We start from the raw sequence: 24,976 nt of genomic DNA on the forward strand, positions 1-24,976 counted from the left end.
AGCATGCAAGGCGCTCAGCTCAGACATCAGCCACCCGCACCCGGCCGCAAGCCGGTGCCGCGGGGTGCCAGCCGAATGGTGGCCAAAGAGCCGATGTCCGCGCGCCTGCCAAAAGCCAACTTCGGTTTTGTGAAAAGCCTGTTCTGGCCAGTGCTGCTGGTGGTGCTCGGGTTCGGTACTTATGAAGGTGCGCAGCGGTTGCTGCCGTACGCCGACCGGCCGATCACCAAGATCGCCGTGCAGGGCGACCTGAGCTACATCAGCCAGCAAGCGGTGCAGCAGCGAATCGCCCCGTTCGTCGCGTCGAGCTTCTTCACCATCGACCTGGCCAGCATGCGCAAAGAGCTTGAGCAAATGCCCTGGATTGCCCACGCCGAAGTGCGTCGGGTGTGGCCGGATCAAGTGGTGATCCGCCTCGAAGAGCAACTGCCGGTAGCGCGTTGGGGCGACGAGTCATTGCTCAACAACCAAGGCCAGGCGTTTACGCCCAGGGAGCTGGCGAACTACGAACACCTGCCACAGCTGTTCGGCCCACAACGGGCTCAGCAGCAAGTGATGCAGCAATACCAGGTGCTGAGCCAGATGCTCCGGCCTATGGGCTTCTCGATTGCACGCCTGGAATTGCGTGAGCGAGGTAGCTGGTTCCTGACCACCGGTGCCGGCAGTTCCGGCCCCGGCATCGAGTTGCTGCTGGGACGCGGCAACCTCGTGGAAAAGATGCGCCGCTTTATCGCCATCTATGACAAGACGCTCAAAGAACAGATTACGAACATTGCGCGCATCGATCTGCGCTACGCCAACGGCCTTGCTGTTGGCTGGCGGGAACCAGTAGCGCCGACGGCAGCCCAACCCGCTGTCGCAAAGAATTAAGAAGAGGCAGGACCCATGGCAAACGTGCAAAGCGGCAAAATGATCGTCGGTCTGGATATCGGCACCTCCAAGGTGGTGGCGCTGGTAGGCGAGGTCTCGGACGACGGCACGCTGGAAATCGTCGGTATCGGTACACATCCGTCCCGCGGCCTGAAAAAAGGCGTGGTGGTGAATATCGAGTCCACCGTGCAATCGATCCAGCGCGCGATCGAAGAAGCCCAATTGATGGCGGGCTGCCGCATTCACTCGGCGTTCGTCGGCGTGGCGGGTAATCACATCCGCAGCCTGAACTCCCACGGCATCGTTGCGATTCGTGATCGCGAAGTCAGCTCGGCCGACCTTGAGCGCGTGCTCGACGCCGCTCAGGCTGTCGCGATCCCGGCTGATCAGCGCGTGCTGCACACCCTGCCGCAGGATTACGTGATCGATAACCAGGAAGGCGTTCGCGAACCTCTGGGCATGTCTGGCGTACGTCTGGAAGCCAAGGTTCACGTGGTCACCTGCGCCGTCAACGCCGCACAGAACATTGAAAAATGCGTGCGCCGCTGCGGTCTGGAAATCGACGACATCATTCTTGAGCAACTGGCGTCCGCGTATTCGGTGCTGACCGATGACGAGAAAGAGCTGGGCGTGTGCCTGGTCGACATCGGCGGCGGTACCACCGACATCGCAATATTCACCGAAGGCGCGATCCGCCACACGGCCGTGATCCCGATTGCCGGTGATCAGGTGACCAACGACATCGCCATGGCGTTGCGCACCCCGACCCAGTACGCCGAAGAAATCAAGATCCGTTACGCCTGCGCCCTGGCCAAACTGGCTGGCGCCGGCGAAACCATCAAGGTGCCAAGCGTTGGCGACCGTCCACCGCGTGAACTGTCGCGTCAGGCCCTGGCCGAAGTGGTCGAGCCGCGTTACGACGAACTGTTCACCCTGATTCAGGCCGAACTGCGTCGCAGCGGCTACGAAGACCTGATCCCGGCCGGCATCGTCCTGACCGGCGGTACGTCGAAGATGGAAGGCGCCACTGAGCTTGCCGAAGAAATCTTCCACATGCCGGTACGCCTCGGTGTCCCGCACGGTGTGAAAGGTCTGGATGACGTGGTGCGTAACCCGATTTATTCCACTGGCGTTGGCTTGTTGATGTACGGCCTGCAAAAGCAGTCCGACGGAGTTTCGTTCTCCGGCATCGGCAGCCGCGACAGCTACAGCAGCGAAGAGCCTCAGGCGCCGCTGCTCGACCGACTGAAAAAGTGGGTCCAGGGCAATTTCTAAAGATTTACCGCAACACCGCAACAAAAAGCAGTAGGCGAAAAAACTAGAGAATGTAAGGAGAGGGAAAATGTTCGAACTCGTAGACAACATCCCCGCAAGCCCGGTAATCAAAGTTATCGGTGTTGGCGGTGGCGGCGGCAACGCTGTCAATCACATGGTCAAGAGCAACATCGAAGGCGTTGAATTCATCTGCGCCAACACTGATGCTCAAGCGCTGAAATCCATCGGCGCGCGGACCATCCTGCAACTGGGCACCGGCGTGACCAAAGGTCTCGGCGCTGGCGCCAACCCTGAAGTAGGTCGTCAGGCCGCTCTCGAAGACCGTGAGCGCATTGCCGAAGTCCTGCAGGGCACCAACATGGTGTTCATCACCACGGGCATGGGCGGCGGTACCGGTACCGGTGCTGCGCCGATCATCGCCGAAGTGGCCAAGGAAATGGGCATTCTGACCGTCGCGGTCGTGACTCGTCCGTTCCCGTTCGAAGGCCGCAAGCGCATGCAGATCGCCGACGAAGGTATCCGTCTGCTGTCTGAAAGCGTTGACTCGTTGATCACCATTCCCAACGAGAAGCTGCTGACCATCCTCGGTAAAGACGCGAGCCTGCTGTCGGCTTTCGCCAAGGCTGACGATGTACTGGCCGGTGCCGTTCGCGGTATCTCCGACATCATCAAGCGTCCGGGCATGATCAACGTCGACTTCGCCGACGTACGTACCGTGATGAGCGAAATGGGCATGGCGATGATGGGCACTGGCTGCGCCAGCGGTCCGAACCGTGCACGTGAAGCCACCGAAGCAGCAATTCGCAACCCGCTGCTGGAAGACGTGAACCTGCAAGGCGCACGCGGCATTCTGGTGAACATCACCGCCGGTCCTGACCTGTCCCTGGGTGAGTACTCCGACGTGGGTAGCATCATCGAAGCCTTCGCATCCGAACACGCCATGGTCAAGGTCGGTACCGTTATCGATCCGGACATGCGTGACGAGCTGCACGTCACCGTAGTTGCCACCGGTCTGGGCGCGAAAATCGAGAAGCCTGTGAAGGTCATCGACAACACCGTTCACACGTCCATGGCTGCTTCTCAGGTTCAGCAACCGGCTCCGTCCCGTCAGGAAGCGCCAGCGGTGAACTACCGAGATCTGGATCGTCCGACCGTCATGCGCAACCAGGCTCAGGCCGGTGCTGCGGCTGCCGCGAAGATGAATCCGCAAGATGACCTGGACTACCTGGACATCCCGGCTTTCCTGCGTCGTCAGGCCGATTGATGGAATGTATCAGGGCTATGAAGGTGATTGGTGTTCAGCAAAGGCTCGGTCTGCTATTATCGCCAGCCTTTGTTGATACCAGTTCGCAATTTGCGCTGAAGCGGCCCAAGCCATGATTAAACAACGCACACTGAAAAATATTATCCGTGCCACAGGTGTAGGCCTGCACTCCGGTGAGAAGGTCTATCTGACCCTCAAGCCTGCGCCTGTCGACACTGGCATTGTGTTTTGTCGCGCTGACCTCGACCCTGTGGTGCAGATTCCTGCCCGCGCGGAAAACGTCGGTGAAACCACTATGTCGACGACGCTGGTAAACGGCGACGTCAAAGTGGACACGGTAGAGCACTTGCTCTCGGCCATGGCTGGCCTGGGCATCGATAACGCCTACGTCGAGCTCTCCGCGTCCGAAGTCCCGATCATGGATGGCAGCGCTGGACCCTTCGTATTCCTGATTCAATCGGCTGGCCTGGAAGAACAGGACGCCGCCAAGAAATTCATCCGCATCCTGCGTGAAGTGACAGTGGAAGACGGCGACAAGCGCGCCACTTTCGTCCCTTTCGAAGGGTTCAAGGTGAGCTTCGAGATCGATTTCGATCACCCGGTTTTCCGGGACCGCACCCAAAGTGCAAGCGTGGATTTTTCCAGTACTTCGTTTGTAAAAGAAGTCAGCCGCGCCCGTACTTTCGGTTTCATGAGTGATATCGAGTATCTGCGCAAGCACAACCTCGCACTCGGCGGCAGCGTTGAAAACGCAATCGTGGTCGATGCCGATGGCGTACTGAACGAAGACGGTCTTCGCTATGAAGACGAATTCGTGAAGCACAAAATCCTCGATGCCATTGGCGATCTGTACCTGCTGGGCAATAGCCTGATTGGTGAGTTCAAAGGCTTCAAGTCCGGTCATGCACTGAACAACCAGCTGCTGCGCAAATTGATTGAGCAGACAGATGCGTGGGAAGTGGTGACGTTCGAAGACGCCAGTACCGCACCTATCTCTTACATGCGCCCTGTTGCGGCGGTGTAAGTAAAAAACCTCTCTAGTTTTTTGAAGGCCATCCTCGGATGGCCTTTTTTTATGCCTTTTTAAAAGATCAAAAGATCGTCCGATCGCGGCCCGAGCCTGCGGCAGCTCCTACAGGGAGCGCATTCCAAATGTAGGAGCTGCCGCAGGCTGCGATCTTTTGACCTTACGAGACAACCACCCGATTGCGCCCACCTTCCTTGGCCTGATACAACGCCTTGTCCGCCGCGAACAGCAACTGCTCCCGCGTCATCTCGCTCGCCGTCGTCCAAGAGGCGATGCCGATACTCACCGTCATCGGCAACTCAGCCCCATCGACCAACGGCAACTGCTCCACTGCTTGACGAATATGCTCGGCAATCTGCTGCGCGCCCGCGCTGTCGGTCTCGGCCAGAATCACCGAAAACTCCTCGCCGCCGTAACGCGCCACCAGATCCGCCGGTCGTCGCACATTCGCCGTGATCACTTTGGCCAATTCGCGCAACGCCTGATCCCCGGCCTGATGCCCATGCCGGTCGTTGAAGGCCTTGAAGTGATCGGCATCGATCATCATCACCGTCAGCGGTTGGCCCGAGCGCTGGGCGCGGAACCATTCATGGCGCAGCGACTGATCGAGCATCCGCCGGTTGGCCACCCCGGTCAGCGCATCGGTGGCGGCCAATTGCGCCAGTTCGTGTTCGGCCCGTTGACGCAGGCGCAGTTCACGGACGAGCAGCCAGGTCAGCCAAAGCAGGCCAAGGCACAGCACACCGGTGGCGCCACTGATCAGTATTGCGGTGCGGCGCCAAGCGGCGAATACCTCGTTGCTGGACAGCGCGACGATCACCGTCAGTGGCAGGTTACCGACCCGCGAATAGGTGTAGAGCCGCTGCTGATAATCGATGCTCGACGTGCTGGTAAAACTGCCGTTACCACTTCTGTCGTTCAGAATCCGCACCACGTTGGGACGGTTGCCAAAGCTTTTGCCGACGGAGTCGCTTTGCAGGTACGGCTTCTGCGCAAGCAACACGCCATCGTTGTCGATGATGTTCAGTGTGCTGTCATTGCCGATGTCGAGGCTGTTGAACAACTGGTCGAAGTAATCGAGCTTCAACGATGCCACGGCCACGCCAATGAACTCGCCGGTGTCTGAGGAAATACGTCGACTGAAGCTGAGGCGCCATTGATTGGCCTCGTCGCAGTCGCAGCGGGTCTTGAAAGGTCGGCTGATAAACATGCCGACATCGCGGTTGAAAGCATGGACGAGGAAGTAATCGCGGTCAGCAAAGTTGCCCGGCTTCGGCACGAGCTGAGATGAGTCGGCAACCACATTGCCGAGCTTGTCGAGCAACAGAATATCGCCCTTGAAGCGTGCAGTGGTCGAGCGGTCGAACAGCGCCAGATGGCGGATCTGCGGGGTCAGGTCACGCAGGTCATCGCGCTGCGAAGTAGCAATCAGGCCTTGCAGCGTCAGGTCGTACAACTCGACGGTGCGCAGAACGTCGGCGTCGATCAGTTGGGCGATGGTGGTAGCGCTGCGGGTGGCTGACTCCTGAGCGCTGGCGTGCTCACGAATCAACAGGAAAGTGACGATGCACACAATAGCGATCACGCTCAGCAGGCTGCCGAAAATCAAAAGCAGCTCGGGGCGTCCGGTCTTGCCCGCAACAGGTGGGGTACGGCTCGCGATCATGGTGGGGTTATCGGTTGGGGGATCTTATGAGAGTAGTTGCACAAACAAAGGATTAACTGTGGAGAGCTTGCTGTTTTGCCACTGTAGGAGCTGCCGAAGGCTGCGATCTTTTGATTTTCAAGAGAAAGATCAACAGATCGCAGCCTTCGGCAGCTCCTACATGTCCAGTGTTAACTGACTGATCTTAGAAGACGTTGAACGGGTAGTCGACGATCACGCGATATTCATCTGTGTCCGAATCAATCACGCCATAACCGTTGCCAACGCGATGTGTCGCCCATTGCAGGCGCACCGCCAGGTCTTTCGCCTGACCGCTTTGTACGACGTACTTCAAGTCGAGATCGCGTTCCCAGTGCTTGGCGTTGCTACCGTCGGCGCTGTACCAATTGGAATACCCCACGCTGCTCGGGTCAGCCTTGGTCAAATCAACCGTCCCCCGCGAGTAGGACACTGCCGAGGTCAGTCCCGGCACGCCGACACCGGCAAAGTCGTAGGCGTACTTGAGTTTCCACGAACGCTCGTTCGGGCCGTTGAAGTCCGAGTACTGCTGGGAGTTGTCGAGGTAAACGCTGTCGCCCTGGCTGATGTAGTCGAACGGCGTGTTGCCGTTGACCCGCTGGTAAGCGGCCGTGACGCTATGGCTGCCGATGCCGACGGTGAAATGCAGGCTGTAGGTGTTGTTGTCGATGTCGCCGAGCAGCGCATCGCCGGTGTCTTGGGTGTGATAGAAGTGCAGGCCCGGGTTAAGGCTGACCAGGTCGTTCAACTGCCAGGTGTAATCCAGGTCGTAGTAATACTGGTTCCAGATGTCCTTGAGCTCGGACGCGTAGAGGCTGCTGGTCAAGCCTTCGACACCGCTCCAGGACGCGCCGGCCCAGTTCAGGTGATGACTATCGTCGCCATCTGCCAGGGTGCCGTACGAGGTGCCGATGCGCGTGTGGCCGCTCTGATTGTAAGGTTTGGTGAAACTGGCCTGGCCACCTTCGATCAACCAGCCGTCGAAGCTATGGTTGGTCAGGCTGACGCCACGGAACGTCTGCGGCAGCATGCGCGTGTCTCCGCCGGCAATCACCGGGTTGGTGAGAAACAGATCACCAGCCTTCAATTCGGTGTCGAACGCACGCATTTTCAAAGTGCCGCCGGCTGTTGAAAACGACCCCGGTGCCTTGCCGTTGCCATCGCTGATCGGCAGGATGCTGGAGCCGTCCGTACCGCCACCGCCGTCGAGTTTCAGCCCGAGCATGGCGTGGGCATCAATGCCGAAACCGACTGTGCCTTGGGTGTAACCCGACTGAAATACCCCGAGAAAGCCCTGGCCCCACTCGATGTTGTCGTCCGCTTTCTGCAGACGGTTGCGATTCATGTAGTAGTTGCGGGCGTTGAGGTTGAGGCTTGAGCCTTCGATAAACCCTTCTGGCGCGGGCTCATCAGCGTGAACGGCGGGGGCAATCGTTGCGGCAATTGCAATGAACAGTGGAGTGAAACGGACTGGGTAACGCACGTGCGGTAGAGCTCCTTGGGTCAACGGCACCTCAATATTCCGAGGCGCGAAATGTTTCTTGTTGTAAAAGACGCACCAAACAGCTTTCAGACCACAACGAAAAAAGGCCGCTGAAAGGCAGCGGCCTGGAATGACGACGGTTGAACGGGAAGAGCCAAACAACCGCGTCGAGGGAAACGGAGCGGTGTGCGACTCAGCTGTCTTTCTCGGAGGCCTGAGTCTGGGCTGCTGCAGCCTGAGGTGTCTGCGTCGCGTCTTTGGCCTTGGCCATCATTTCTGTCTGATGCTGGTCGTACGCCTGGGCCCGAGCGCTGTTGTGCGCAACGAAGGCCTGGGACTCTTCAGCCATCGCCATCGGCGACAGGATCAATGAGGACAAAACGAAAGCGCTGGCAATACCCATACTGTTGGACATCTTGAAAACCTTCTTGCTTGGCAAGTGCTGTTTGGTGCGGGCAAAGATAAGGTTGCCGGGGGTTTGGAAACAGCGTGATTTTCATAAATGACTGTTACAGCAGAGGCAAAAATCTTTCAGACTGGGCGCGAACTTGTGGCGAGGGGATTTATCCCCGATGGGCTGCGAAGCAGCCCTGAATTCTTTGTGCAGGTTGTGTCAGGAATACCGCGATCGCTGGCTTTGGGGCCGCTTCGCAGCCCATCGGGGATAAATCCCCTCACCACAAAAGCTTCCTCACTCCAAACCACTGCCGCAGGGATTTGCCTGCACTGGGGGCTAAGCGTCAGACAGGGAGGTGAATCCCAAAGGTATTCATCCCCCGATCACTGCGCACAAAAACATCCCCGCCATGCATCAGCGCAATCGCTTTCACGATCGCCAGCCCCAACCCATGGTTATTGCCACTGTTGCTGCGCGAAGCATCCACCCGATAAAAGCGCTCGAACAACCGCGGCAAATGCTCGCTGGCAATCGGCAACCCGGGGTTGGCCACGCCGATGCTGACTAGCTGTTCTTCAACCTCGATCCGCACCTCGATCACCTGGCCCGGCCCGGTGTGTTGCACCGCATTGCTCAGCAAATTGATCAATGCCCGACGCAAATGCGCGACCTCGATCTGCACCTGCGCATCGCCACTGACCTGCACCTGAACCTGCGCGTCTTCCAGGATGAAATCCAGATACTCCAGCGTCGTCGCCACTTCATCGGCCAGCGACGTCGACGTCAGTTTGGTCGCCTTGTTGCCCTGATCGGCACTGGCCAGAAACAGCATGTCGTTGATGATCGAACGCAGCCGCTCCAGCTCTTCGAGGTTGGATTGCAGCACTTCGAAGTAGTGTTCCGCCGAACGTCCGCGCGTCAGTGCCACCTGGGTCTGGCCGATGAGATTGGTCAGCGGCGAACGCAGTTCGTGCGCCACGTCGGCGTTGAACGACTCCAGTCGCGAATAGGCCATTTCGACCCGTTCCAGCGTCGAGTTGAACGAGTCGACAAACTGCTCCAGCTCCGGCGGCAACGGTGACAGCCGCAAGCGACCGGCCCGTAACGGCGGGGCCAGACGCTGCGCTTCGTGGGACAGTTTGATCAGCGGTTTGAGGCCGATCCGTGCCACCCAATACCCCAGCGCCGAGGCCAGCAGCACGCCGACAATCGCCAGGCTGATCAAGGCGATCAGCAGGTTGTGCTGGGTCTCGTGAAACGTCTCGGTGTCGATACCGATCATGAAGCGCAGCGGCGGGCGCTGATCCTTGGCCGGCAGTTCAGTCAACAGCACTTTCAGTGGATAAGCACGCTCCGGCAGCTGCAAGTCATGCATCCCCAGCGGCCCTTGGGCGAAGGCGCGTATCCGTGAATCCGGCGCACCGTATTCGTAACCCGGATCACCACTCACCACCCAGAAAAGAATGCGCTTGTCCTCTTCGCCGAGCAGTTTCAACTTGGCGTTGATCTTCACCCAATGCTCCGGGGTGCCGAAGCGATTGAGTGCCGATTCGAGCACGCTGTAGCGCGCTTCCAGTTCGGCTTCCGGTAACAAGCCCAAACCTTTATCGACCTGCTGATACAGCGCACCGCCGATCAACAGAAACACCAGCAGCGCCACCAAGGTGAACATTCCGCTCAGGCGCAGGGCAATGGAATTACTGGACACCACGACTCTCCAGCACATAACCCATGCCACGAATGGTGTGCAGCAGTTTCTCGTCGAACGGCCCGTCGAGCTTGGCGCGCAGGCGTTTGATCGCCACCTCGACGACGTTGGCATCGCTGTCGAAATTGATGTCCCAGACCATTTCGGCGATGGCGGTTTTCGAGAGGATTTCACCCTGGCGGCGGGCGAGGACGCTGAGCAACGAGAACTCCTTGGCGGTCAGGTCCAGCCGCGTGCCGGCGCGAGTCGCCTTGCGGCTGATCAGATCTATCCACAGGTCGGCGATGCTCACCTGTACCGGCTCATGCCCGCCACTGCGCCGGGTCAGTGCTTGCAGACGCGCGACCAGTTCGAGGAAGGAAAATGGTTTGCCGAGGTAATCATCAGCACCGTCGCGCAAGCCTTTGATTCGGTCTTCGACGCGTTCACGGGCGGTGAGCATGATCACCGGGGTTTGCTTGCGCGCACGCAATGCGCGCAGCACGCCGAAGCCGTCGAGGCCCGGCAACATGACATCGAGGACGATCACCGCGTAGTCGCTTTCCAGCGCCAGGTGCAAGCCTTCGATGCCGTCGCGGGCCAGGTCCACGGTGTAACCCTGTTCCGTCAGACCGCGGTGCAGATAGTCCGCGGTTTTTTCCTCGTCTTCGATAATCAGAACGCGCATGACCCGCCTCAGTCTGTGGTCGCCAACGCCGGTACGGGCGCAGGTTTGGGTCTATGGAAAAGTCGCTCAAGCCACAAGTATATGACTGGCGTGGTAAACAGCGTCAGCATCTGGCTGACCAGCAAGCCGCCCACTACCGCGATACCCAGCGGCTGGCGCAGTTCGGCGCCGGTGCCGTAGCCGAGCATCAGCGGCAAGGCACCGAGCAGCGCGGCGAGGGTGGTCATGATGATCGGCCGGAACCGCGTGATGCACGCTTCGAAAATCGCATCCTCTGCTGACATGCCGCGCTGGCGTTGGGCTTCGAGGGCGAAGTCGATCATCAGGATGCCGTTCTTCTTCACAATGCCGATCAGCAAGACCAGCCCGATCAGCGCCATGATCGAAAAATCCTGGCCGCAGATCCACAACATGATCACCGCGCCCAAACCCGCCGCCGGCAAGGTCGAAATGATCGTCAGTGGATGCACGAAGCTTTCATAAAGCACGCCGAGAATGATGTACACCGCCACCAGCGCCGCAAGAATCAGCCATGGCTGACTGGCCAGCGAACTCTGGAACGCCTGCGCCGCACCCTGGAAGTTGCCGCTGATCGCGGTCGGCATGCCGATCTCGGCCTTGGCCTGATTGAGCAGAATCACCGCATCGCCCAACGCCACGCCGGGCGCCAGGTTGAACGACATGTTGGCGGCCGGGAACATACCGTCATGGGCAATCGACAGGGGGCCAATGGTTGGCGCGTCGAATCTGGCCAGCGCCGACAACGGCACCATTTCCCCGCTCAGCGGCGAGCGCAGGTAGAAATAGTTGAGACTTTCGGCCTTGCCGCGCTGTTTGGTGTCCAGCTCCAGAATCACGTTGTACTGGTTGACCTGAGTCTGGAATTCATTGATCTGCCGCTGGCCGAACGCATCGTAGAGTGCCTCGTCGACGTCGCTGGCAGTCAGGCCAAAACGCGCCGCCGCACTGCGGTCGATGCTGATGTGGGTGATGCTGCCGCCCAGTTGCAGGTCGTTGGAAATGTCGCGAAACGCCGGGTTGCTGCGTAGTTTTTCGGTCAGGCGCTGGGTCCAGGTGGCGAGGGTCGCGCCGTCGTTGCTCTTGAGTACGTATTGGTACTGCGCGCGACTTGGGCCGGAGCTGAGGTTGATGTCCTGGCCGGCACGCAGGTAGAGCACGATGCCGGGGACTTTCATCAGTTGCGGACGAATCCGGTCGATGAACTGGCTGGCGCTGACGTCGCGGTCGCCGCGTTTTTTCAGGGCGATCCAGAAGCGTCCGTTGGCGATGGTCTGGTTACTGCCGGAAACACCCACCGAGTGGGAAAACGCTTGAACGGCCGGATCGGCGCCGACGATTTCGGCCATGGCCAAGTGTTTTTTCACCATATCGCCGTAGGAAATGTCCGCAGCGGCTTCAGTCGTACCGAGCACGAAGCCAGTGTCCTGCACCGGGAAGAAACCCTTGGGGATAAAGATATAGCCGGCGATGGCCAACGCGAGGGACAAACCGAACACGCCGATCATCAATTTCTGGTGGGCGAGGGCGCGGCGCAGGCCTTTCTCGTACCCGCCGAGCAAGCGTTCGCTGAAGCCCGGTTTGGCGTGGGCGTGATGCACCGGTTTGCGCATGAACAGCGCCGCGAGGGTCGGCGCCAACGTCAGCGAAACCACCACGGAAATCATGATGGTCGAGGTCGCGGTCAAGGCAAACTCTTTGAACAGTCGCCCGACCACGCCGCCCATGAACAACAGCGGAATAAACGCCGCCACCAGCGAGAAACTGATCGAAACCACGGTGAAGCCGATCTCGCCTGCGCCTTTGATCGCGGCCTCGCGCATATTTTCGCCGGCCTCCAGGTGCCGGTGAATGTTCTCCACCACCACAATCGCATCGTCGACCACAAATCCCACGGCCACCACGATCGCCACCAGCGTCAGGTTGTTCAGGCTGAACCCGAGGATGTACATCAGCGCGAAACTGGCGATCAGCGACACACCCAGTACCGCCGAGACAATCAGCGTCGCCGACAACTGACGCAGGAACAACGCCATCACCGCCACCACCAGCAGGATCGCGATCAACAAGGTGATCTCGACTTCATGCAGCGAGGCGCGGATGGTCTGGGTGCGGTCGATCAGTACGTCGACCTGCACAGAGGCCGGAAGCATGGCTTCGAGGCCCGGCAGGGCGGCTTGAATTCGGTCCACGGTCTCGACGATGTTGGCACCCGGCTGGCGCGAGATCACCAGGTTTACCCCCGGTCGATCACCCGCCCACGCTTGCACATAATCATCTTCCGAACCGTTGACGACTTTGGCGACATCTCTTAGGTGAACCGGGGCGCCATCCTTGTAGGAAACGATGAGTTGGCTGTAGTCCTCGGGATGGAATAACTGGTCGTTGGTCGACAGCGTGGAAATACTTGATTCGCCGTACAGCGCACCTTTGGCCAGGTTGAGGCTGGTTTGCTGAATCGCCAGACGAATGTCGGCGAGGGTCAGACCGATGGCCGCGAGTTTATCCGCCGAAGCCTGAACGCGAATCGCCGGACGTTGCTGACCGGTAATGTTGATTTGGCCTACACCGTCGATCTGGCTTATCTGACGGGCCAGCAGGGTTTCCACCAGATCGCTGAGTTCGGTACCGGGCATCTGCGTCGAGCTGACACTCAGGATCAGCACAGGACTGTCGGCCGGGTTGACCTTCCTCCAGGTCGGCAGCGTCGGCATGTCTTTGGGCAGTTTGCCGGCGGCGGTGTTGATCGCCGCTTGTACTTCCTGGGCGGCGGTGTCGATGCTTTTGTCGAGGGTGAATTGCAGGGTCAGCAGGGTCGAGCCCAAGGCACTGCTGGAGGTCATCTGGGTCATGCCGGGGATGGCGCTGAATTGCACCTCCAGCGGCGTGGCCACGGACGAGGCCATGGTGTCGGGATTGGCGCCGGGCAATTTCGCGGACACCTGAATCGTAGGAAATTCCGCTTCCGGCAGTGGGGCAATCGGCAAACGCGGGAAGGCAATGATGCCGACCAGCACCAGCGCGATGGTCAGCAGAATGGTCGCCACCGGGTGATCGATGCACCACGTCGAAACCCCTTTGTGCGCCTTCATGGTTTCGGCTCCGCCTGCACCACCTGCGGCGGCTCGCTCAGGACTTGCACGGTCGAACCCGGTTTGAGCCGCGACTGGCCATCGGTCACCAGCACGTCACCGGCCTTCACGCCTTTGATGATGTCCTGACCGCTGCCCTGATAAACCATCTGCACTTGCACGGCTTCAACCTTGTCGCCGTTCACTCGGTAAACAAAGTGCTGGTCGAGGCCGCGTTGTACGACGGTTGGCGGGACGACCAGCGCATCTTTGTCGAGGGCCGTCTGAATTTTTACCGTCACCAGCAGGCCCGGCCAGAGCTTCTGGCTGGCGTTGGCGAATTCGGCTTTGGCGCGGATGGTGCCGGTGTTGGCGTTGATCTGGTTGTCGATGAGGGTCAGGTGACCTTCGCCAAGCAGGTTGCCGGTTTCGCCGTCGGTTTCGGCACCGATGTAAGCCTTGACCTGCGCATGTTGCGGATCGCTGATCAGGCCTTGCAGGGTCGGCAGCATTTGTTGTGGCAGAGAGAATTCGACGGCAATCGGGTCGATCTGGGTAACAGTGAACAGGCCCTGGGTGTCGGTCATGCGCAGGAAGTTGCCCTCATCGACTGTGCGAATACCGACGCGGCCAGTGACCGGGGAGCGAATCTGTGTGTAGGAAAGTTGTACCTGCGCTGCATCAATCGACGCTTGATTGCCTTGGGCGCTGGCCTTCAGTTGGTTGACCAAGGCTTGTTGCTGGTCGTAGGTCTGCTTGGAAACCCCGTCGTCAACGCTGAGCAGTTTGTAGCGTTTGAGATTGACCTGGGCGACTTGCAGTTGGGCCTGGCTTTCGCCGAGTTGGGCACGGGCCTGGTCGAGGCTGGCGCGGATCGAGCGGTCGTCGATGGTGGCGAGCAGGTCGCCTGCTTTTACTAACTGACCTTCCTTGACGAGGATTTTGGTCAGGGTGCCGTCGATCTGGGGGCGTATGACCACGCTGTGCAGGGACAGCACCGAGCCGATGCCGCTGGTATAGCGGGGGACGTCTTTTTCGCTGACGGCGATCACTCGCACCGGGATGGCGGTAGGGGTGGCGAGTTTGGTCGGGGCGGGTTTGATTGCAAACCATAGGCCCATGGCTGCCAGGGCGATGAGCAGGGTGGCTAGCAGGGCTTTGTGCTTTTGGATTTGCATGCTTTTTGGGCGCCGAGGGTGTGGAGTTTGGGCAGATTGGATATTTATAAACGTGTTTGGGGGTCAGGAGGGTGACGGCTAGCTGTCCTGGCTGTCAGTTTCGGATTCGGGTGTATATCCGTTGCTGTGGTAACGGCCACTTGGGGTTCCGCCCTTACGGCGGGTCACTTTTGGCAAACGCCCCAAAAGTAACCAAAAGGTCTGTGCCCTGGCGTTCGGCCCCTCGCTGAGGCTCGGGGTCCCTTCGTTCCGGGATTGATCCGGGCGCATCGTCTCCGGTTTGCTTCGCTGCACCTCCTCTCGATGTGTTTGGCTTCGCCAAACGGTCGCTGCGCTCCCACCCCCGGATCAATCCCGGAACGAAGCCTGCCGACGGGCTCTGAGATCAAAATCAAGAGCTTTACTCGAGCTAACGCTCATTGTTGAGTGGGGCGGCATTCGCCGCATGCGGGGTGTACTTGTCTCCTCTGTAGGAGCTGCCGCAGGCTGCGATCTTTTGATCTGGCTTTTGCTTTTTGTGAGAGCTAGCTTGCCAGCGATGGCGGCCTGACAGCCGACCAATGTTTTGCAGACTGCATGCGAACCCATTGTAGGAGCGAGGCTGCTCGCGATGGCGGCCTGACAACTGCCCAATTTCTGGCAGGTGTACTCGGTTGAAACTGTGGGAGCTGGCTTACCAGCGATGGCGGCCTGCCAGCCGACCAATGTCTCGCAGACTGCATGCGAACCCATTGCAGGAGCGAGCCTGCTCGCGATGGCGGCCTGACAACTGCCCAATTTCTGGCAGGTGTACTCGGTTGAAACTGTGGGAGCTGGCTTGCCAGCGATGGCGGCCTGACAGCCGACCAATGTCTCGCAGACTGCATGCGAACCCATTGTAGGAGTGAGCCTGCTCGCGATGGCGGCCTGACAGTCGCCCAATTTCTGGCAGGTGTACTCGGTTGAAACTGTGGGAGCTGGCTTGCCAGCGATGGCGGCCTGCCAGCCGACCAATGTCTCGCAGACTGCATGCGAACCCATTGCAGGAGCGAGCCTACTCGCGCCATCTACGCTTCTAAAGATCCGCTCCCGCCAGCGGATACACGTTGTATACCCCAGCCATTATCGCTGCGGGTCTCTTCGGGAGTGTCCTGCAATGAAGCTCAAAACTGTCATTTCCAGTGTGCTTGTTTTACTTCCGCTAACGGTCTGCGCCGCGCCTCAGATCCTTTCCGGCGAGATCCGCTTCACCGGGCAAATCGTCGATTCCGGGTGTGAAGTCGGGCGAGTGGGGGCGTTGGCGACCAGCGAATCCCGGCAGATCGAACCCGCGCCAGGCGTTAAGGTTGATGTCGACACTTACCGCAACGCTTGCAGCCGTGGGGCGTTGCCGTTTTCCATGACCTATGAGCCGCTGAAAACCTCGACGGACGCAGGCATCGTGACCATCACTTACCTGTAAACCGTTCGGCGTGCGGTGCAAATCTTCAGGTGCCGAGCCACGGCGCGCAGGTATACTGCGCGCCTTCGCGGCCCACTTACCGGGCGCGACTTTTTGTTTTGCGGAGCTTTCATGACTTCCCCGATCCAACCGCCGGTTGACGACGCCGTGAGCGATGTCCCGGCCGATATGGCCGACGCCAGCGATTCCAAAGCCGAGATCCCGGCATTCAAGTTCCCGTTCAAACCGGGCGAACTGGCGGGTGCCAAAGGCTCTAACCAGCCTTGGTACAAGAACGGCGCCAAGAACGGCCATACCAAGAGCCCAGGCATGGCACCGCCGGGCACCCGTCGTTCGATGGGCAAGCGCTGAGTTTTCCTTCGGGGAATTGCGTTGGGTTGCGCGGGTTTTTGAGGGCGGCGACAGATTTGGGATTGAGATCGCCTTCACTGGCCCCATCGCTGGCAAGCCAGCTCCCACAGGTTTTCCGGTTGTTCACTTATTTTGATGTACGACACAAGACCTTGTGGGAGCTGGCTTGCCAGCGATGAGGCCCGAACAGCCACTCGAGTATTTGATCAAGCCGCCCGCAGCGATATAAACGCATACGTCAGCGCCGGCTCCGTCACCACCTGCGCGCCCGCCGCCCGCACTTGCCCGGCCACATCATCCCCGGACAAATGAAACAGCCATTCACTGGCCACTTCATCCAGTGGCTGCGCATTGACCTGATCAATTACCTTCGCAAAAGCGTCCATATTCGGCAGATACGCGGTAAACCCGTCGCCCTTGAGCGCCGTGGTGCGGATACCCAGCGCAGCGCAGATCGCATCCTTTGACCTAATGTCATCACGATCAGCCTGACGCGAACGCTGAATCAGCTCGACCAGTTCCTGATCAACCAACTCGCCCCCAACGATCAACAGCGGCCCCTGTTCCCAGGACTCTGGCGGGCAATCCTTGGCGGCAGGGTTGAGTGGGATGTGGGGATTGATCTCCGCCGGATAAATCCTGCACACCAACGGTCGACGCTCGTAGATGCGGCACAGCTTGTCATCGTCAAGATTCCGACAAGGTCCGACGTTGTAAGCGGCAAAAGTGATGGCCACGTGCGCAGCCGATTCACCGCTGCGCACCGCTACCGAACGCCGTTCGGCATGTTCACGCTGCTGCGCCGGCAAGCCCAGGCCGTTGCCGAGAAAAGCCTCTACCAGCACGATCACCTGACCACCGTCCGCCGCCCACATGCGGGCTTCGGCGAGGGTCAGGGGGACATGGTGGTCGGTGCAGCACTTGCCGCAGCCTACGCAGGAAAACGTCGTATTCATTGAACGATCAATCTTCAATCAGGGTGTGAATCGGCGACATAAAGCCGCCATGGGATTACCGATCGAAGCAAGTTATGCGCCATTCATTGGGTTTTGGCGGTCTGGCGGATCGAGTCCCACTCGGTGACGAACGCGGTTTTCGATTTTTTGTTGTACAGGCACAGCTCGGTGCCTTGTTGGCCTTTCATGTGTTTTTGCGGGTATTGGCCTTGCAACAACACAGCGGTGTAGCCGACGCGATCGTCGAATTGCGCGGCATTGCCGACCGGTTTGGCGTTCTTCAAACCGCTGGCTTTGGTGCAACTGGCGAGCACGGTTTTGTCGTAGGCAGCCCAGGCATCAGGGCTGGACGCGTGGGCGTTGGAGGCGAGGGCGGTGAGGCAGAGCAGGCTTAAGGTGATGGCTTTCATGGTGGGTGTCCTTGGTCTTGGGTGGCCAAGGTTGGAGTCTGCCTAAAGAGTTTTGTTGCCTGGGACACCGCTAAAAGATCGCAGCCTTCGGCAGCTCCTACATGGATATGCGGTTCCCTGTAGGAGCTGCCGAAGGCTGCGATCTTTTGATTTTCTTCAGGTCGGTACGATTTCCCGGCGGACTACGTACATCCCGGCACTTTCATACAATCGCTGTGCCCGCAGGTTGTCTTCCAGCACTTTCAAATCGACAAACCCTTCGCGCCGTTGCTGAAACACCTTGAATGCATTGAGCAGCAATGCCCGGCCCAATCCTCGACCCTGAGCGCGCGGATGCACCACCAGGCTCTTGATATATGAACTGGTCCAGCACTGCGCCACACCAACGACACCCTCGGCATCAATGGCAATGAAACACAGAGCCGGGTCATATTCCGGGTCGCATTCAAACCGTTGCTGCCAAACCTCCAGCGCCGGCACCCGGCCGCCGCCTTCGAGGTGACCGAGTTGCATCAAGTCATGCACGGCGCCAGCCAGTTTCGGGCGATAGGTGCTGATTTCAACACCCAGCGGCCAGACGACATCCGGCACGTCTGCACCCAGATCGCGCCGCAGCAAAAAGCAGTAAATCTCGTCCAAGACTCAGTAACCGTTGGCTGCGACGTGTTTGGCCGCTTCGATCAGACGTTGGGTCAGCTCCGGCGAGGAAAACTTCGTCAGCACGGCGTTGGCCCCGGCCAGTCGTGCCTTTTCGCTGTTCATCGCGCTGTCGAGCGAGGTGTGCAGCAGCACGTAGAGATGGGCGAAATCCGGGGTCTCGCGCAGTGTGCGGGTGAAGGCGTAGCCGTCCATCTCGGACATTTCGATGTCGGAGACGATCAGGTTGATCTGCTGTGCGGTGCCCTGCAAATCGAGCAGGCAGTCGATGGCTTCCTTGGCGCTGCGTGCGGTATGGCATTGCAGGCCGAGATTGCGCAGGGTGTGCACCGATTGTTGCAGCGCCACCTGACTGTCGTCGACCACCAGAATGCGCGCGTTGCCGAGGACGTCGGCGTCTTCCATGGTCAGGTCGGTCGGGGCCATTTCGATCTGCGCCGGGGCGATGCTGTGGATGACTTTTTCGATATCCAGCACCTGCACCAGCGTGCCGTCCACCGAGGTCACACCCGTGATGTACGCGCGTGGCCCGCCGGAACCGAACGGCGGTGGTTTGATATCGGTAGTCAGGCAGTGGACGATTTTGCTCACCGCTTGAACGTGCAGGCCCTGTTTGGAGCGACTGACATCAGTGACGATCAGGCAGCCACCGTTGGGGTCTTCCAGCGGTCGCTCGCCGATGGCGCGGCTGAGGTCGATGACCGACAGCGCGGCACCGCGCAGGGTGGCGATGCCTTTGACGTGCGGATGCGACTCTGGCAGCTTGGTCAGCGGCGGGCAGGGGATGATTTCACTGACTTTCAGCAGGTTGATCGCCATCAGCTTGCCGCTGCGCAAGGTAAACAGCAGAAGCGAAAGTGAATCTGCGCGGGCTTTGTTGGAAGACATAAAAACCTTCTGTGGAAAAAGGTGATGGGCGAGGGTGGAAATCGCCAGAAACTATTGATGCCGGGTTATCGACTTGTCGGGGGCAGGCTTTAGTGCCTTTGGGCAGGTGAAGATCAAAAGATCGCAGCCTGCGGCAGCTCCTACAGAGATCACCTATCCCTGTAGGAGCTGCCGCAGGCTGCGATCTGTGCTTTTATTTCATGCCGAGGCGCTTGGCCATCCGCCCAAGATTCGCCCGATCCACCCCCAACTCCCGCGCCGCACTCGCCCAATTATCCTGATTACGTTCCAGTGCCGCACTGATCAACTGACGCTGATACGCCTCGGTCGCACTGCGCAAATCCCCGCTGATCAATGGCGCCGAGGCCGTAACCCCAGCCACTGGCTCAGGCAAGTTGTCCACAACCTCACGCGGCAAATCAAGATCCGCCGCACTCAAGCTTAGAATTTTCGGCCGCACCTTGCAGTTGCCCAAGGCCTTCAAGGCACTGCGCCCGATCAAGTGCTCCAGCTCACGCACGTTGCCCGGCCAAGTGTAGGCGAGCAGGGCATCCTGAGCATCGCTGTTCAGTCGCAGGCTATTGAGGCCCATGCGCGAACGGTTCTGTTCGAGGAAGAAACCGCTGAGCAACAACACATCACGCCCGCGATCACGCAGGGCCGGCACCCGCAGCGGGTAGACGCTCAGGCGATGGTAAAAGTCGGCACGGTAGCGACCGCTGCGCACTTCTTCGGCCAGGTCGCGGTTGGTCGCGGCGATCAAGCGCACGTCGACCTGATGCTCCTTGTCCGAGCCTAAACGTTGTAACTGGCCGCTCTGCAGCACGCGCAACAGTTTGGCCTGCACGGTCAGCGACAATTCGCCCACTTCATCGAGAAACAGCGTGCCGCCATTGGCCAGTTCGAATTTGCCACGGCGGTCACTGGTTGCCCCGGTGAAGGCGCCGCGCACGTGGCCGAACAGCTCGCTTTCCACCAACGTGTCGGGCAATGCCGCGCAGTTGAGGCTGATGATCGGTTTGTCGGCGCGGGCTGAGGCCGCGTGGATAGCTTGTGCCACCAACTCCTTGCCAACCCCGGTTTCGCCGGTGATCAACACGGTCAGGTCGCTACCGCCGACCAGGTTGATCTCTTCCACAAGGCGCTTATGCGTCTTGCTCTGGCCGATCATTTCGCGGTTCTGCTGACCGCTGGCCTGCCTGTAAATCTCGGCGCGCTGGTGCTCGTCTTCGGCGCGGATCGCCAGGCGCTCGATGCGTTCGGCGGCGTTGACCGTGGCCGAGGCAAGGCTGGCGAACGCTTGCAATACGTCCAGTTCGATCGGCTCGAAGCGCTCCGGATCGAGCGCGTCGAGGGTGATCAGGCCCCAGAGTTTTTCATCGACAAACAGCGGACAGCCGAGGCAGTCGTGAACTTCCAGGTGATCGTCGAGGCCGTCGATCAAACCGTCGTAAGGGTCGGGCAAGTCGCTGTCGGCGGCAAACCGGGTCGGCCCGGCGCCTGCCAGCAACACTTCAAAGCGCGGATGCTCACTGACCTTGAAGCGGCGGCCGAGGGTGTCCGTGCTCAAGCCATCCACCGCCAGTGGCACCAGTGATTCGCCGTCGAGGCGCAACAACGCGGCGGCATCGCAGGGCAGCAGGGCGCGCATGGCTTCTAGCAGTCGACGATAACGCTCACCCTCCGGCAATTCGCGGGAGAGGTCGGAGACTAACGGAAGCAGGGCGGTCAGCAGGGATTTGGCGATCATGATCGTGTAGTCAAAGAGACAAGATGTAGTCGGGATGACTATAAGGTGTCTTGAGTCGATATGACTACGTTATTTTTAAGTGTCTGATTTTAAACATAAAAATAGTTGGCACGAAACCTGATAAAGCCACGTTAACTTTTCAAAGAAAGCTCAGGAGTCACCCTTATGCTTAGCGTCCAGGATCGTGCCATCGTCAAATCCACCGTGCCTCTGCTGGAAAGTGGCGGTGAGGCGCTGATCACGCACTTCTACCGCATGATGCTCTCCGAATACCCGCAAGTGCGCCCATTGTTCAACCAGGCGCACCAGTCCAGCGGCGACCAGCCGCGTGCGCTGGCCAACGGCGTGTTGATGTACGCCCGCCACATCGATCAGCTCGACCAGTTGGGCGATCTGGTAGCGAAGATCATCAACAAGCACGTCGCCCTGCAGATTCTGCCGGAGCACTACCCGATTGTCGGTGCCTGCCTGTTGCGCGCCATCTCTGAAGTGCTTGGCGAAGAGATCGCCACGCCAGAAGTGATGAGTGCCTGGGGCGCGGCGTACGGGCAACTGGCCGACATCCTGATCGGCGCCGAAACCGCCATCTACGATCAGAAAGAGCAAGCCGTTGGTGGCTGGCGCGGGGCGCGCGAATTCATCGTTGCGGCCAAGGTCGAGGAGAGCGCGGAAATCACTTCCTTCTACTTTGAACCTGCGGACAAAGGCCCGATTCTGGCGGCCGAGCCGGGTCAGTACATCGGCATGAAACTGGTGCTGGATGGCGAAGAGATCCGCCGCAACTATTCGCTGTCGGCGCTGGCGAATAAAGGTCAGTACCGTATCAGCGTCAAACGCGAACCGGGTGGTCGTGCATCCAATCACTTGCACGATCAGTTGCATGTCGGCGCGAGCATTCAACTGTTTCCGCCATCGGGTGAGTTCACCCTGGCTGCCAGCGACAAACCACTGGTGCTGATCAGCGGTGGCGTCGGCATTACTCCGACGTTGGCGATGCTCGAAGCGGCGCTGGAAACCGAGCGCCCGGTGCACTTCATCCACTGCGCGCGCAATGGCAGTGTGCATGCGTTCCGCGACTGGATCGACGGCCTGGCTGCGCGTCATCCGCAACTCAAGCGTTTCTACTGCTACGCCGAAGACGACGGCGTGAGCCCGGCAGCGGACAAGGTCGGGATGCTGAGCCAGGAGTTGCTCGCTCAATGGCTGCCGGAGCAGCGTGATGTCGACGCCTACTTCCTTGGGCCGAAAGGTTTCATGAGCGCGATCAAGCGGCATCTGAAAGCGCTGGGTGTGCCTGAGAAACAGAGCCGGTATGAGTTCTTCGGGCCGGCTGCTGCATTGGAGTAACTGCCAAGACCGGGTGGTCTGGATCGCGAGCAGGCTCACTCCTACAGGTTTTGTATTGCTCACAGAATTTGTGGTCGATGCATATCCATTGTAGGAGTGAGCCTGCTCGCGATAGCCATTACACGGTTCTGATTTGCAAAAATCCCTTTGAATTAATGGTTCCTTAACCGCTTTATCGTTTATTTCCCCGGTGTAGACTTGCGACAACTTTCAGTCGCCAGACGGCTGAACCATGGACATATAAGGGAAACGCGATGAGCGAGGAAACAATTCGATTGGGTCGTGAGCGGCGCTTTCTGGTTTTGCTGGGCATCATCTGCCTGGCGTTGATCGGCGGCGCGCTGTACATGCAGATCGTGCTCGGCGAGGCGCCGTGCCCACTGTGCATCCTGCAGCGTTATGCGTTGCTGCTGATCGCGCTGTTCGCCTTCATCGGTGCGGCCACGCGCACTCGGCGCAGCATCACCGTATTCGAAGTACTGGTGGTGATCTGTGCGATTGCCGGGGCGGCAGTCGCCGGGCATCACGTGTACACCCAGTTCTATCCGGCGATTAGCTGTGGCATCGATGTATTGCAGCCGATTGTTGATGATCTGCCGCTGGCGAAGATCTTCCCGCTGGGGTTCCAGGTCGACGGTTTCTGTTCGACCCCTTACCCGCCAGTCCTCGGTCTGTCGCTGGCGCAATGGGCGCTGGTAGCGTTCGTGCTGGTGGTGATCCTGGTGCCGTTGCTGACCTTGCGTAATCGAAAAGCTCTGCGCTGAGTCAACTTTTCGGATCGCTTGCCGATACAGAAAACGCTCCGATTTGCGGTTCAGCAGATCGGGGCGTTTTGCATTTCAGAGTGTTTGTGAAAACACCGTGACGAACGGCAAGGAAGGGTGTGGCAGGTGTGCGACATGTTGTCACACAGGCGGTGGCGCAAGCCGATCCACCTACCCGGATTGGCGCACTGTTACAAAAAAGGATTGGTCAGTTTCGGTGTTTTTGGGCTTTTGAACGCATGTGCCAGATCAGGCAGTTTTAACAAGCGCGGGCAAATGGCCAGAAGCCTTGGGGTATCGGGCTTTGCGCCGATCCGGTCCTCTGAAAAAGCCTTCAGAGCTGTCTGAACTGAGGCGGGTACACCTACAAATCTTGGCGTTTTTGTTGAGAATTTATTTCGATAACATGCGGCACTTTTGCAAAAATGGCGATGGATTGTTGCTTGAACGGATAAAAATTATTTCGGGATAAGACATGGTGTATAGGGCGCTACCTATCTACAATCGCCCGCACTGAATTCCCGGCGCTGTTCAGCCTTCATTAAGGAGGCGGGCAGGAAGTCGGGTGTCGAGCAGGCTGTAAGGCTTTCAAGACACCCAGGTGTCGGTGCCTTCCAACTTTCCGCACCAAATGGAATTGGTCTGTAACAAGGCCTTTGACCACGAATTCGAATAAGAACTTACCGCTGTCCCAGGTTTTGTCGAGCGTCTGACGCGCGACGGGCGGCCCTTATTCAATCCAAAGAAAATGCCAACCCTTGGCAGGGTGAAGTGTTGGCGATCAAAACCCAACTGCATTGCGCAAGCTGCTTTAGAGGTCGTGAGATGAGTAAAAACAGGTACCCCAGATTACTAGGCCTAGTGCCGCTGCTCGGCACGTTGTTGCTGGGAGGCTGCAACATGACCCTGCTCAATCCAACGGGCCAGGTCGGCCTGGAACAGCGCAACCTGATCATCACCGCGACCCTGCTGATGCTGTTGGTCGTCGTGCCGGTTATCGTCATGACCTTCCTGTTTGCCTGGAAGTATCGCGCCTCCAACAAAGACGCCATCTACACGCCGAAATGGTCGCACTCGACCAAGATCGAAGTGGCCGTCTGGACCATTCCGGTTCTGATCATCATCGCGCTGGGTTACATCACCTACATTTCGACCCACGAACTGGACCCGTATCGTCCAATCGAATCCGACGTCAAGCCGATCACCATCGAAGTGGTTGCGCTGGACTGGAAGTGGCTGTTCATCTACCCGGAACAAGGCATTGCCACGGTCAACAAGATCGTGTTCCCGGCGCACACGCCAATCAACTTCAAGATCACCTCCGACGCCGTGATGAACTCGTTCTTCATCCCGGGCCTGGGCGGCCAGATCTACGCGATGGCGGGCATGCAGACCAAACTGCACCTGATCGCTGACCGCAACGCTGAAATGGACGGTATCTCCGCCAACTACAGCGGCGCGGGTTTCACCGGCATGAAGTTCAAAGCCATCTCGACGACTCAGGAAGATTTCGACGCCTGGGTAAATGAAGTCAAGAAGTCACCTAAACAGCTTGATCAAGCTGAATACGCAGCCCTTGCCAAACCGAGCCAGAACAACCCAGTCGAGCTCTACTCGTCGGTCACGCCGAACCAGTTCCAGATCATCGTCGACAAGTACGAAGGTATGAAGCCGGGCAAGCCGCTGAAGCACGAGAAGAAAGAGAAAGAAGTGGCGGCCACGGATATTGACGCGGGTTCGCATTCAGCTGCCGGGGCAGAGGAGTAAACG

Annotated in this window: 21 protein-coding genes; 9 read left to right on the top strand and 12 right to left on the bottom strand. The window is 59.0% G+C overall.

The annotated features are described in order from the left end of the window. Positions 1-3: 3 nt before the first annotated feature. From ICA15_RS25330 to lpxC, 4 genes are all read left to right on the top strand, one after another. Positions 4-870 carry a cell division protein FtsQ/DivIB gene (locus ICA15_RS25330; protein WP_150604348.1) on the top strand — a complete coding sequence of 289 codons (867 nt, stop codon included), beginning with the start codon at positions 4-6 and terminating at the stop codon, positions 868-870. Between the two features lie 15 nt (positions 871-885). Continuing rightward, positions 886-2,145 (top strand): cell division protein FtsA, encoded by a 1,260-nt coding sequence (ftsA, locus tag ICA15_RS25335; RefSeq protein WP_047303071.1) that lies wholly within the window; start codon positions 886-888, stop codon positions 2,143-2,145. A gap of 67 nt (positions 2,146-2,212) precedes the next feature. After that, entirely contained in the window at positions 2,213-3,409 is a 1,197-nt protein-coding gene (gene ftsZ / locus ICA15_RS25340; protein ID WP_042560977.1) for a cell division protein FtsZ, read from the top strand. Between the two features lie 112 nt (positions 3,410-3,521). Then, positions 3,522-4,433, top strand: coding sequence for a UDP-3-O-acyl-N-acetylglucosamine deacetylase (gene lpxC, locus ICA15_RS25345; RefSeq protein ID WP_007939852.1), 912 nt, complete (start codon positions 3,522-3,524; stop codon positions 4,431-4,433). A 163-nt stretch (positions 4,434-4,596) separates the two neighbouring features. Here the strand turns inward: lpxC and ICA15_RS25350 are convergent, their stop codons facing one another. The 7 genes from ICA15_RS25350 to ICA15_RS25380 form a co-directional block, all read right to left on the bottom strand. Further along, complete coding sequence (locus ICA15_RS25350; protein WP_210554946.1) at positions 4,597-6,102, bottom strand: sensor domain-containing diguanylate cyclase; 1,506 nt, start codon at positions 6,100-6,102, stop codon at positions 4,597-4,599. Between the two features lie 184 nt (positions 6,103-6,286). Further along, entirely contained in the window at positions 6,287-7,603 is a 1,317-nt protein-coding gene (locus tag ICA15_RS25355; RefSeq protein ID WP_150604345.1) for an OprD family porin, read from the bottom strand. A gap of 193 nt (positions 7,604-7,796) precedes the next feature. Continuing rightward, positions 7,797-8,018, bottom strand: a complete 222-nt coding sequence (locus ICA15_RS25360; RefSeq protein ID WP_115148185.1) for a hypothetical protein — start codon at positions 8,016-8,018, stop codon at positions 7,797-7,799. Between the two features lie 325 nt (positions 8,019-8,343). Continuing rightward, positions 8,344-9,708: a heavy metal sensor histidine kinase gene (locus tag ICA15_RS25365; RefSeq protein ID WP_210554947.1), complete on the bottom strand. Its 1,365-nt coding sequence runs from the start codon at positions 9,706-9,708 to the stop codon at positions 8,344-8,346. Continuing rightward, positions 9,698-10,375, bottom strand: a complete 678-nt coding sequence (locus ICA15_RS25370) for a heavy metal response regulator transcription factor (protein ID WP_090180292.1) — start codon at positions 10,373-10,375, stop codon at positions 9,698-9,700. Before ICA15_RS25370 ends, ICA15_RS25365 begins: the two co-directional genes overlap by 11 nt. A gap of 8 nt (positions 10,376-10,383) precedes the next feature. Next, entirely contained in the window at positions 10,384-13,485 is a 3,102-nt protein-coding gene (locus ICA15_RS25375) for a multidrug efflux RND transporter permease subunit (protein ID WP_210554948.1), read from the bottom strand. Next, a complete protein-coding gene (locus ICA15_RS25380) occupies positions 13,482-14,642 on the bottom strand; it encodes an efflux RND transporter periplasmic adaptor subunit (RefSeq protein ID WP_210554949.1) in 1,161 nt (386 codons plus the stop codon). The genes ICA15_RS25375 and ICA15_RS25380 overlap by 4 nt, the downstream gene beginning before the upstream one ends. 1,135 nt (positions 14,643-15,777) lie before the next feature. On the opposite strand from ICA15_RS25380, the gene ICA15_RS25385 reads away from it, so the two are divergent. Together ICA15_RS25385 and ICA15_RS25390 are read left to right on the top strand one after the other, a co-directional pair. Continuing rightward, a complete protein-coding gene (locus ICA15_RS25385; RefSeq protein ID WP_210554950.1) occupies positions 15,778-16,083 on the top strand; it encodes a type 1 fimbrial protein in 306 nt (101 codons plus the stop codon). A gap of 111 nt (positions 16,084-16,194) precedes the next feature. Further along, the gene (locus ICA15_RS25390) at positions 16,195-16,434 is read left to right on the top strand and encodes a hypothetical protein (RefSeq protein ID WP_047303058.1); all 240 of its coding nucleotides are present in this window, start codon (positions 16,195-16,197) and stop codon (positions 16,432-16,434) included. A gap of 206 nt (positions 16,435-16,640) precedes the next feature. On the opposite strand, the gene ICA15_RS25395 is transcribed toward ICA15_RS25390, so the two are convergent. The 5 genes from ICA15_RS25395 to norR form a co-directional block, all read right to left on the bottom strand. Continuing rightward, the gene (locus tag ICA15_RS25395; protein WP_150604340.1) at positions 16,641-17,390 is read right to left on the bottom strand and encodes a YkgJ family cysteine cluster protein; all 750 of its coding nucleotides are present in this window, start codon (positions 17,388-17,390) and stop codon (positions 16,641-16,643) included. A gap of 83 nt (positions 17,391-17,473) precedes the next feature. Next, on the bottom strand, positions 17,474-17,800 hold the full coding sequence (locus ICA15_RS25400) for a hypothetical protein (protein WP_210554951.1): 327 nt from the start codon (positions 17,798-17,800) through the stop codon (positions 17,474-17,476). A 156-nt stretch (positions 17,801-17,956) separates the two neighbouring features. After that, on the bottom strand, positions 17,957-18,439 hold the full coding sequence (locus ICA15_RS25405) for a GNAT family N-acetyltransferase (protein WP_210554952.1): 483 nt from the start codon (positions 18,437-18,439) through the stop codon (positions 17,957-17,959). A gap of 3 nt (positions 18,440-18,442) precedes the next feature. Then, positions 18,443-19,345 carry a chemotaxis protein CheV gene (locus tag ICA15_RS25410; RefSeq protein ID WP_042560964.1) on the bottom strand — a complete coding sequence of 301 codons (903 nt, stop codon included), beginning with the start codon at positions 19,343-19,345 and terminating at the stop codon, positions 18,443-18,445. A 193-nt stretch (positions 19,346-19,538) separates the two neighbouring features. Next, positions 19,539-21,095: a nitric oxide reductase transcriptional regulator NorR gene (norR, locus tag ICA15_RS25415; RefSeq protein ID WP_210554953.1), complete on the bottom strand. Its 1,557-nt coding sequence runs from the start codon at positions 21,093-21,095 to the stop codon at positions 19,539-19,541. Between the two features lie 165 nt (positions 21,096-21,260). Here norR and hmpA point away from each other — a divergent pair, with 165 nt between their 5' ends. The 3 genes from hmpA (at position 21,261) to cyoA (ending at position 24,973) form a co-directional block, all read left to right on the top strand. Further along, positions 21,261-22,442 carry an NO-inducible flavohemoprotein gene (gene hmpA, locus ICA15_RS25420; RefSeq protein ID WP_210554954.1) on the top strand — a complete coding sequence of 394 codons (1,182 nt, stop codon included), beginning with the start codon at positions 21,261-21,263 and terminating at the stop codon, positions 22,440-22,442. Between the two features lie 254 nt (positions 22,443-22,696). Further along, positions 22,697-23,206, top strand: coding sequence for a disulfide bond formation protein B (locus tag ICA15_RS25425; RefSeq protein ID WP_150604334.1), 510 nt, complete (start codon positions 22,697-22,699; stop codon positions 23,204-23,206). 825 nt (positions 23,207-24,031) lie between these two features. Next, positions 24,032-24,973, top strand: coding sequence for a ubiquinol oxidase subunit II (gene cyoA, locus ICA15_RS25430; RefSeq protein WP_150604333.1), 942 nt, complete (start codon positions 24,032-24,034; stop codon positions 24,971-24,973). Positions 24,974-24,976 lie beyond the last annotated feature (3 nt).

The sequence above is a fragment of the Pseudomonas sp. P116 genome (genome assembly GCF_020149425.1).
GTDB lineage: Bacteria > Pseudomonadota > Gammaproteobacteria > Pseudomonadales > Pseudomonadaceae > Aquipseudomonas > Aquipseudomonas anatoliensis.

Coding starts and splice junctions, on each gene's coding strand:
- ICA15_RS25360 (WP_115148185.1), bottom strand. CDS start 8,018: ATGTCCAACAGTATGGGTATTGCCAGCGCTTTCGTTTTGTCCTCATTG.
- ICA15_RS25425 (WP_150604334.1), top strand. CDS start 22,697: ATGAGCGAGGAAACAATTCGATTGGGTCGTGAGCGGCGCTTTCTGGTT.
- ICA15_RS25375 (WP_210554948.1), bottom strand. CDS start 13,485: ATGAAGGCGCACAAAGGGGTTTCGACGTGGTGCATCGATCACCCGGTG.
- ICA15_RS25390 (WP_047303058.1), top strand. CDS start 16,195: ATGACTTCCCCGATCCAACCGCCGGTTGACGACGCCGTGAGCGATGTC.
- ICA15_RS25370 (WP_090180292.1), bottom strand. CDS start 10,375: ATGCGCGTTCTGATTATCGAAGACGAGGAAAAAACCGCGGACTATCTG.
- ICA15_RS25410 (WP_042560964.1), bottom strand. CDS start 19,345: ATGTCTTCCAACAAAGCCCGCGCAGATTCACTTTCGCTTCTGCTGTTT.
- ICA15_RS25350 (WP_210554946.1), bottom strand. CDS start 6,102: ATGATCGCGAGCCGTACCCCACCTGTTGCGGGCAAGACCGGACGCCCC.
- cyoA (WP_150604333.1), top strand. CDS start 24,032: ATGAGTAAAAACAGGTACCCCAGATTACTAGGCCTAGTGCCGCTGCTC.
- ICA15_RS25395 (WP_150604340.1), bottom strand. CDS start 17,390: ATGAATACGACGTTTTCCTGCGTAGGCTGCGGCAAGTGCTGCACCGAC.
- ftsZ (WP_042560977.1), top strand. CDS start 2,213: ATGTTCGAACTCGTAGACAACATCCCCGCAAGCCCGGTAATCAAAGTT.
- hmpA (WP_210554954.1), top strand. CDS start 21,261: ATGCTTAGCGTCCAGGATCGTGCCATCGTCAAATCCACCGTGCCTCTG.
- ICA15_RS25385 (WP_210554950.1), top strand. CDS start 15,778: ATGAAGCTCAAAACTGTCATTTCCAGTGTGCTTGTTTTACTTCCGCTA.
- ICA15_RS25400 (WP_210554951.1), bottom strand. CDS start 17,800: ATGAAAGCCATCACCTTAAGCCTGCTCTGCCTCACCGCCCTCGCCTCC.
- ICA15_RS25330 (WP_150604348.1), top strand. CDS start 4: ATGCAAGGCGCTCAGCTCAGACATCAGCCACCCGCACCCGGCCGCAAG.
- norR (WP_210554953.1), bottom strand. CDS start 21,095: ATGATCGCCAAATCCCTGCTGACCGCCCTGCTTCCGTTAGTCTCCGAC.
- ICA15_RS25380 (WP_210554949.1), bottom strand. CDS start 14,642: ATGCAAATCCAAAAGCACAAAGCCCTGCTAGCCACCCTGCTCATCGCC.
- lpxC (WP_007939852.1), top strand. CDS start 3,522: ATGATTAAACAACGCACACTGAAAAATATTATCCGTGCCACAGGTGTA.
- ftsA (WP_047303071.1), top strand. CDS start 886: ATGGCAAACGTGCAAAGCGGCAAAATGATCGTCGGTCTGGATATCGGC.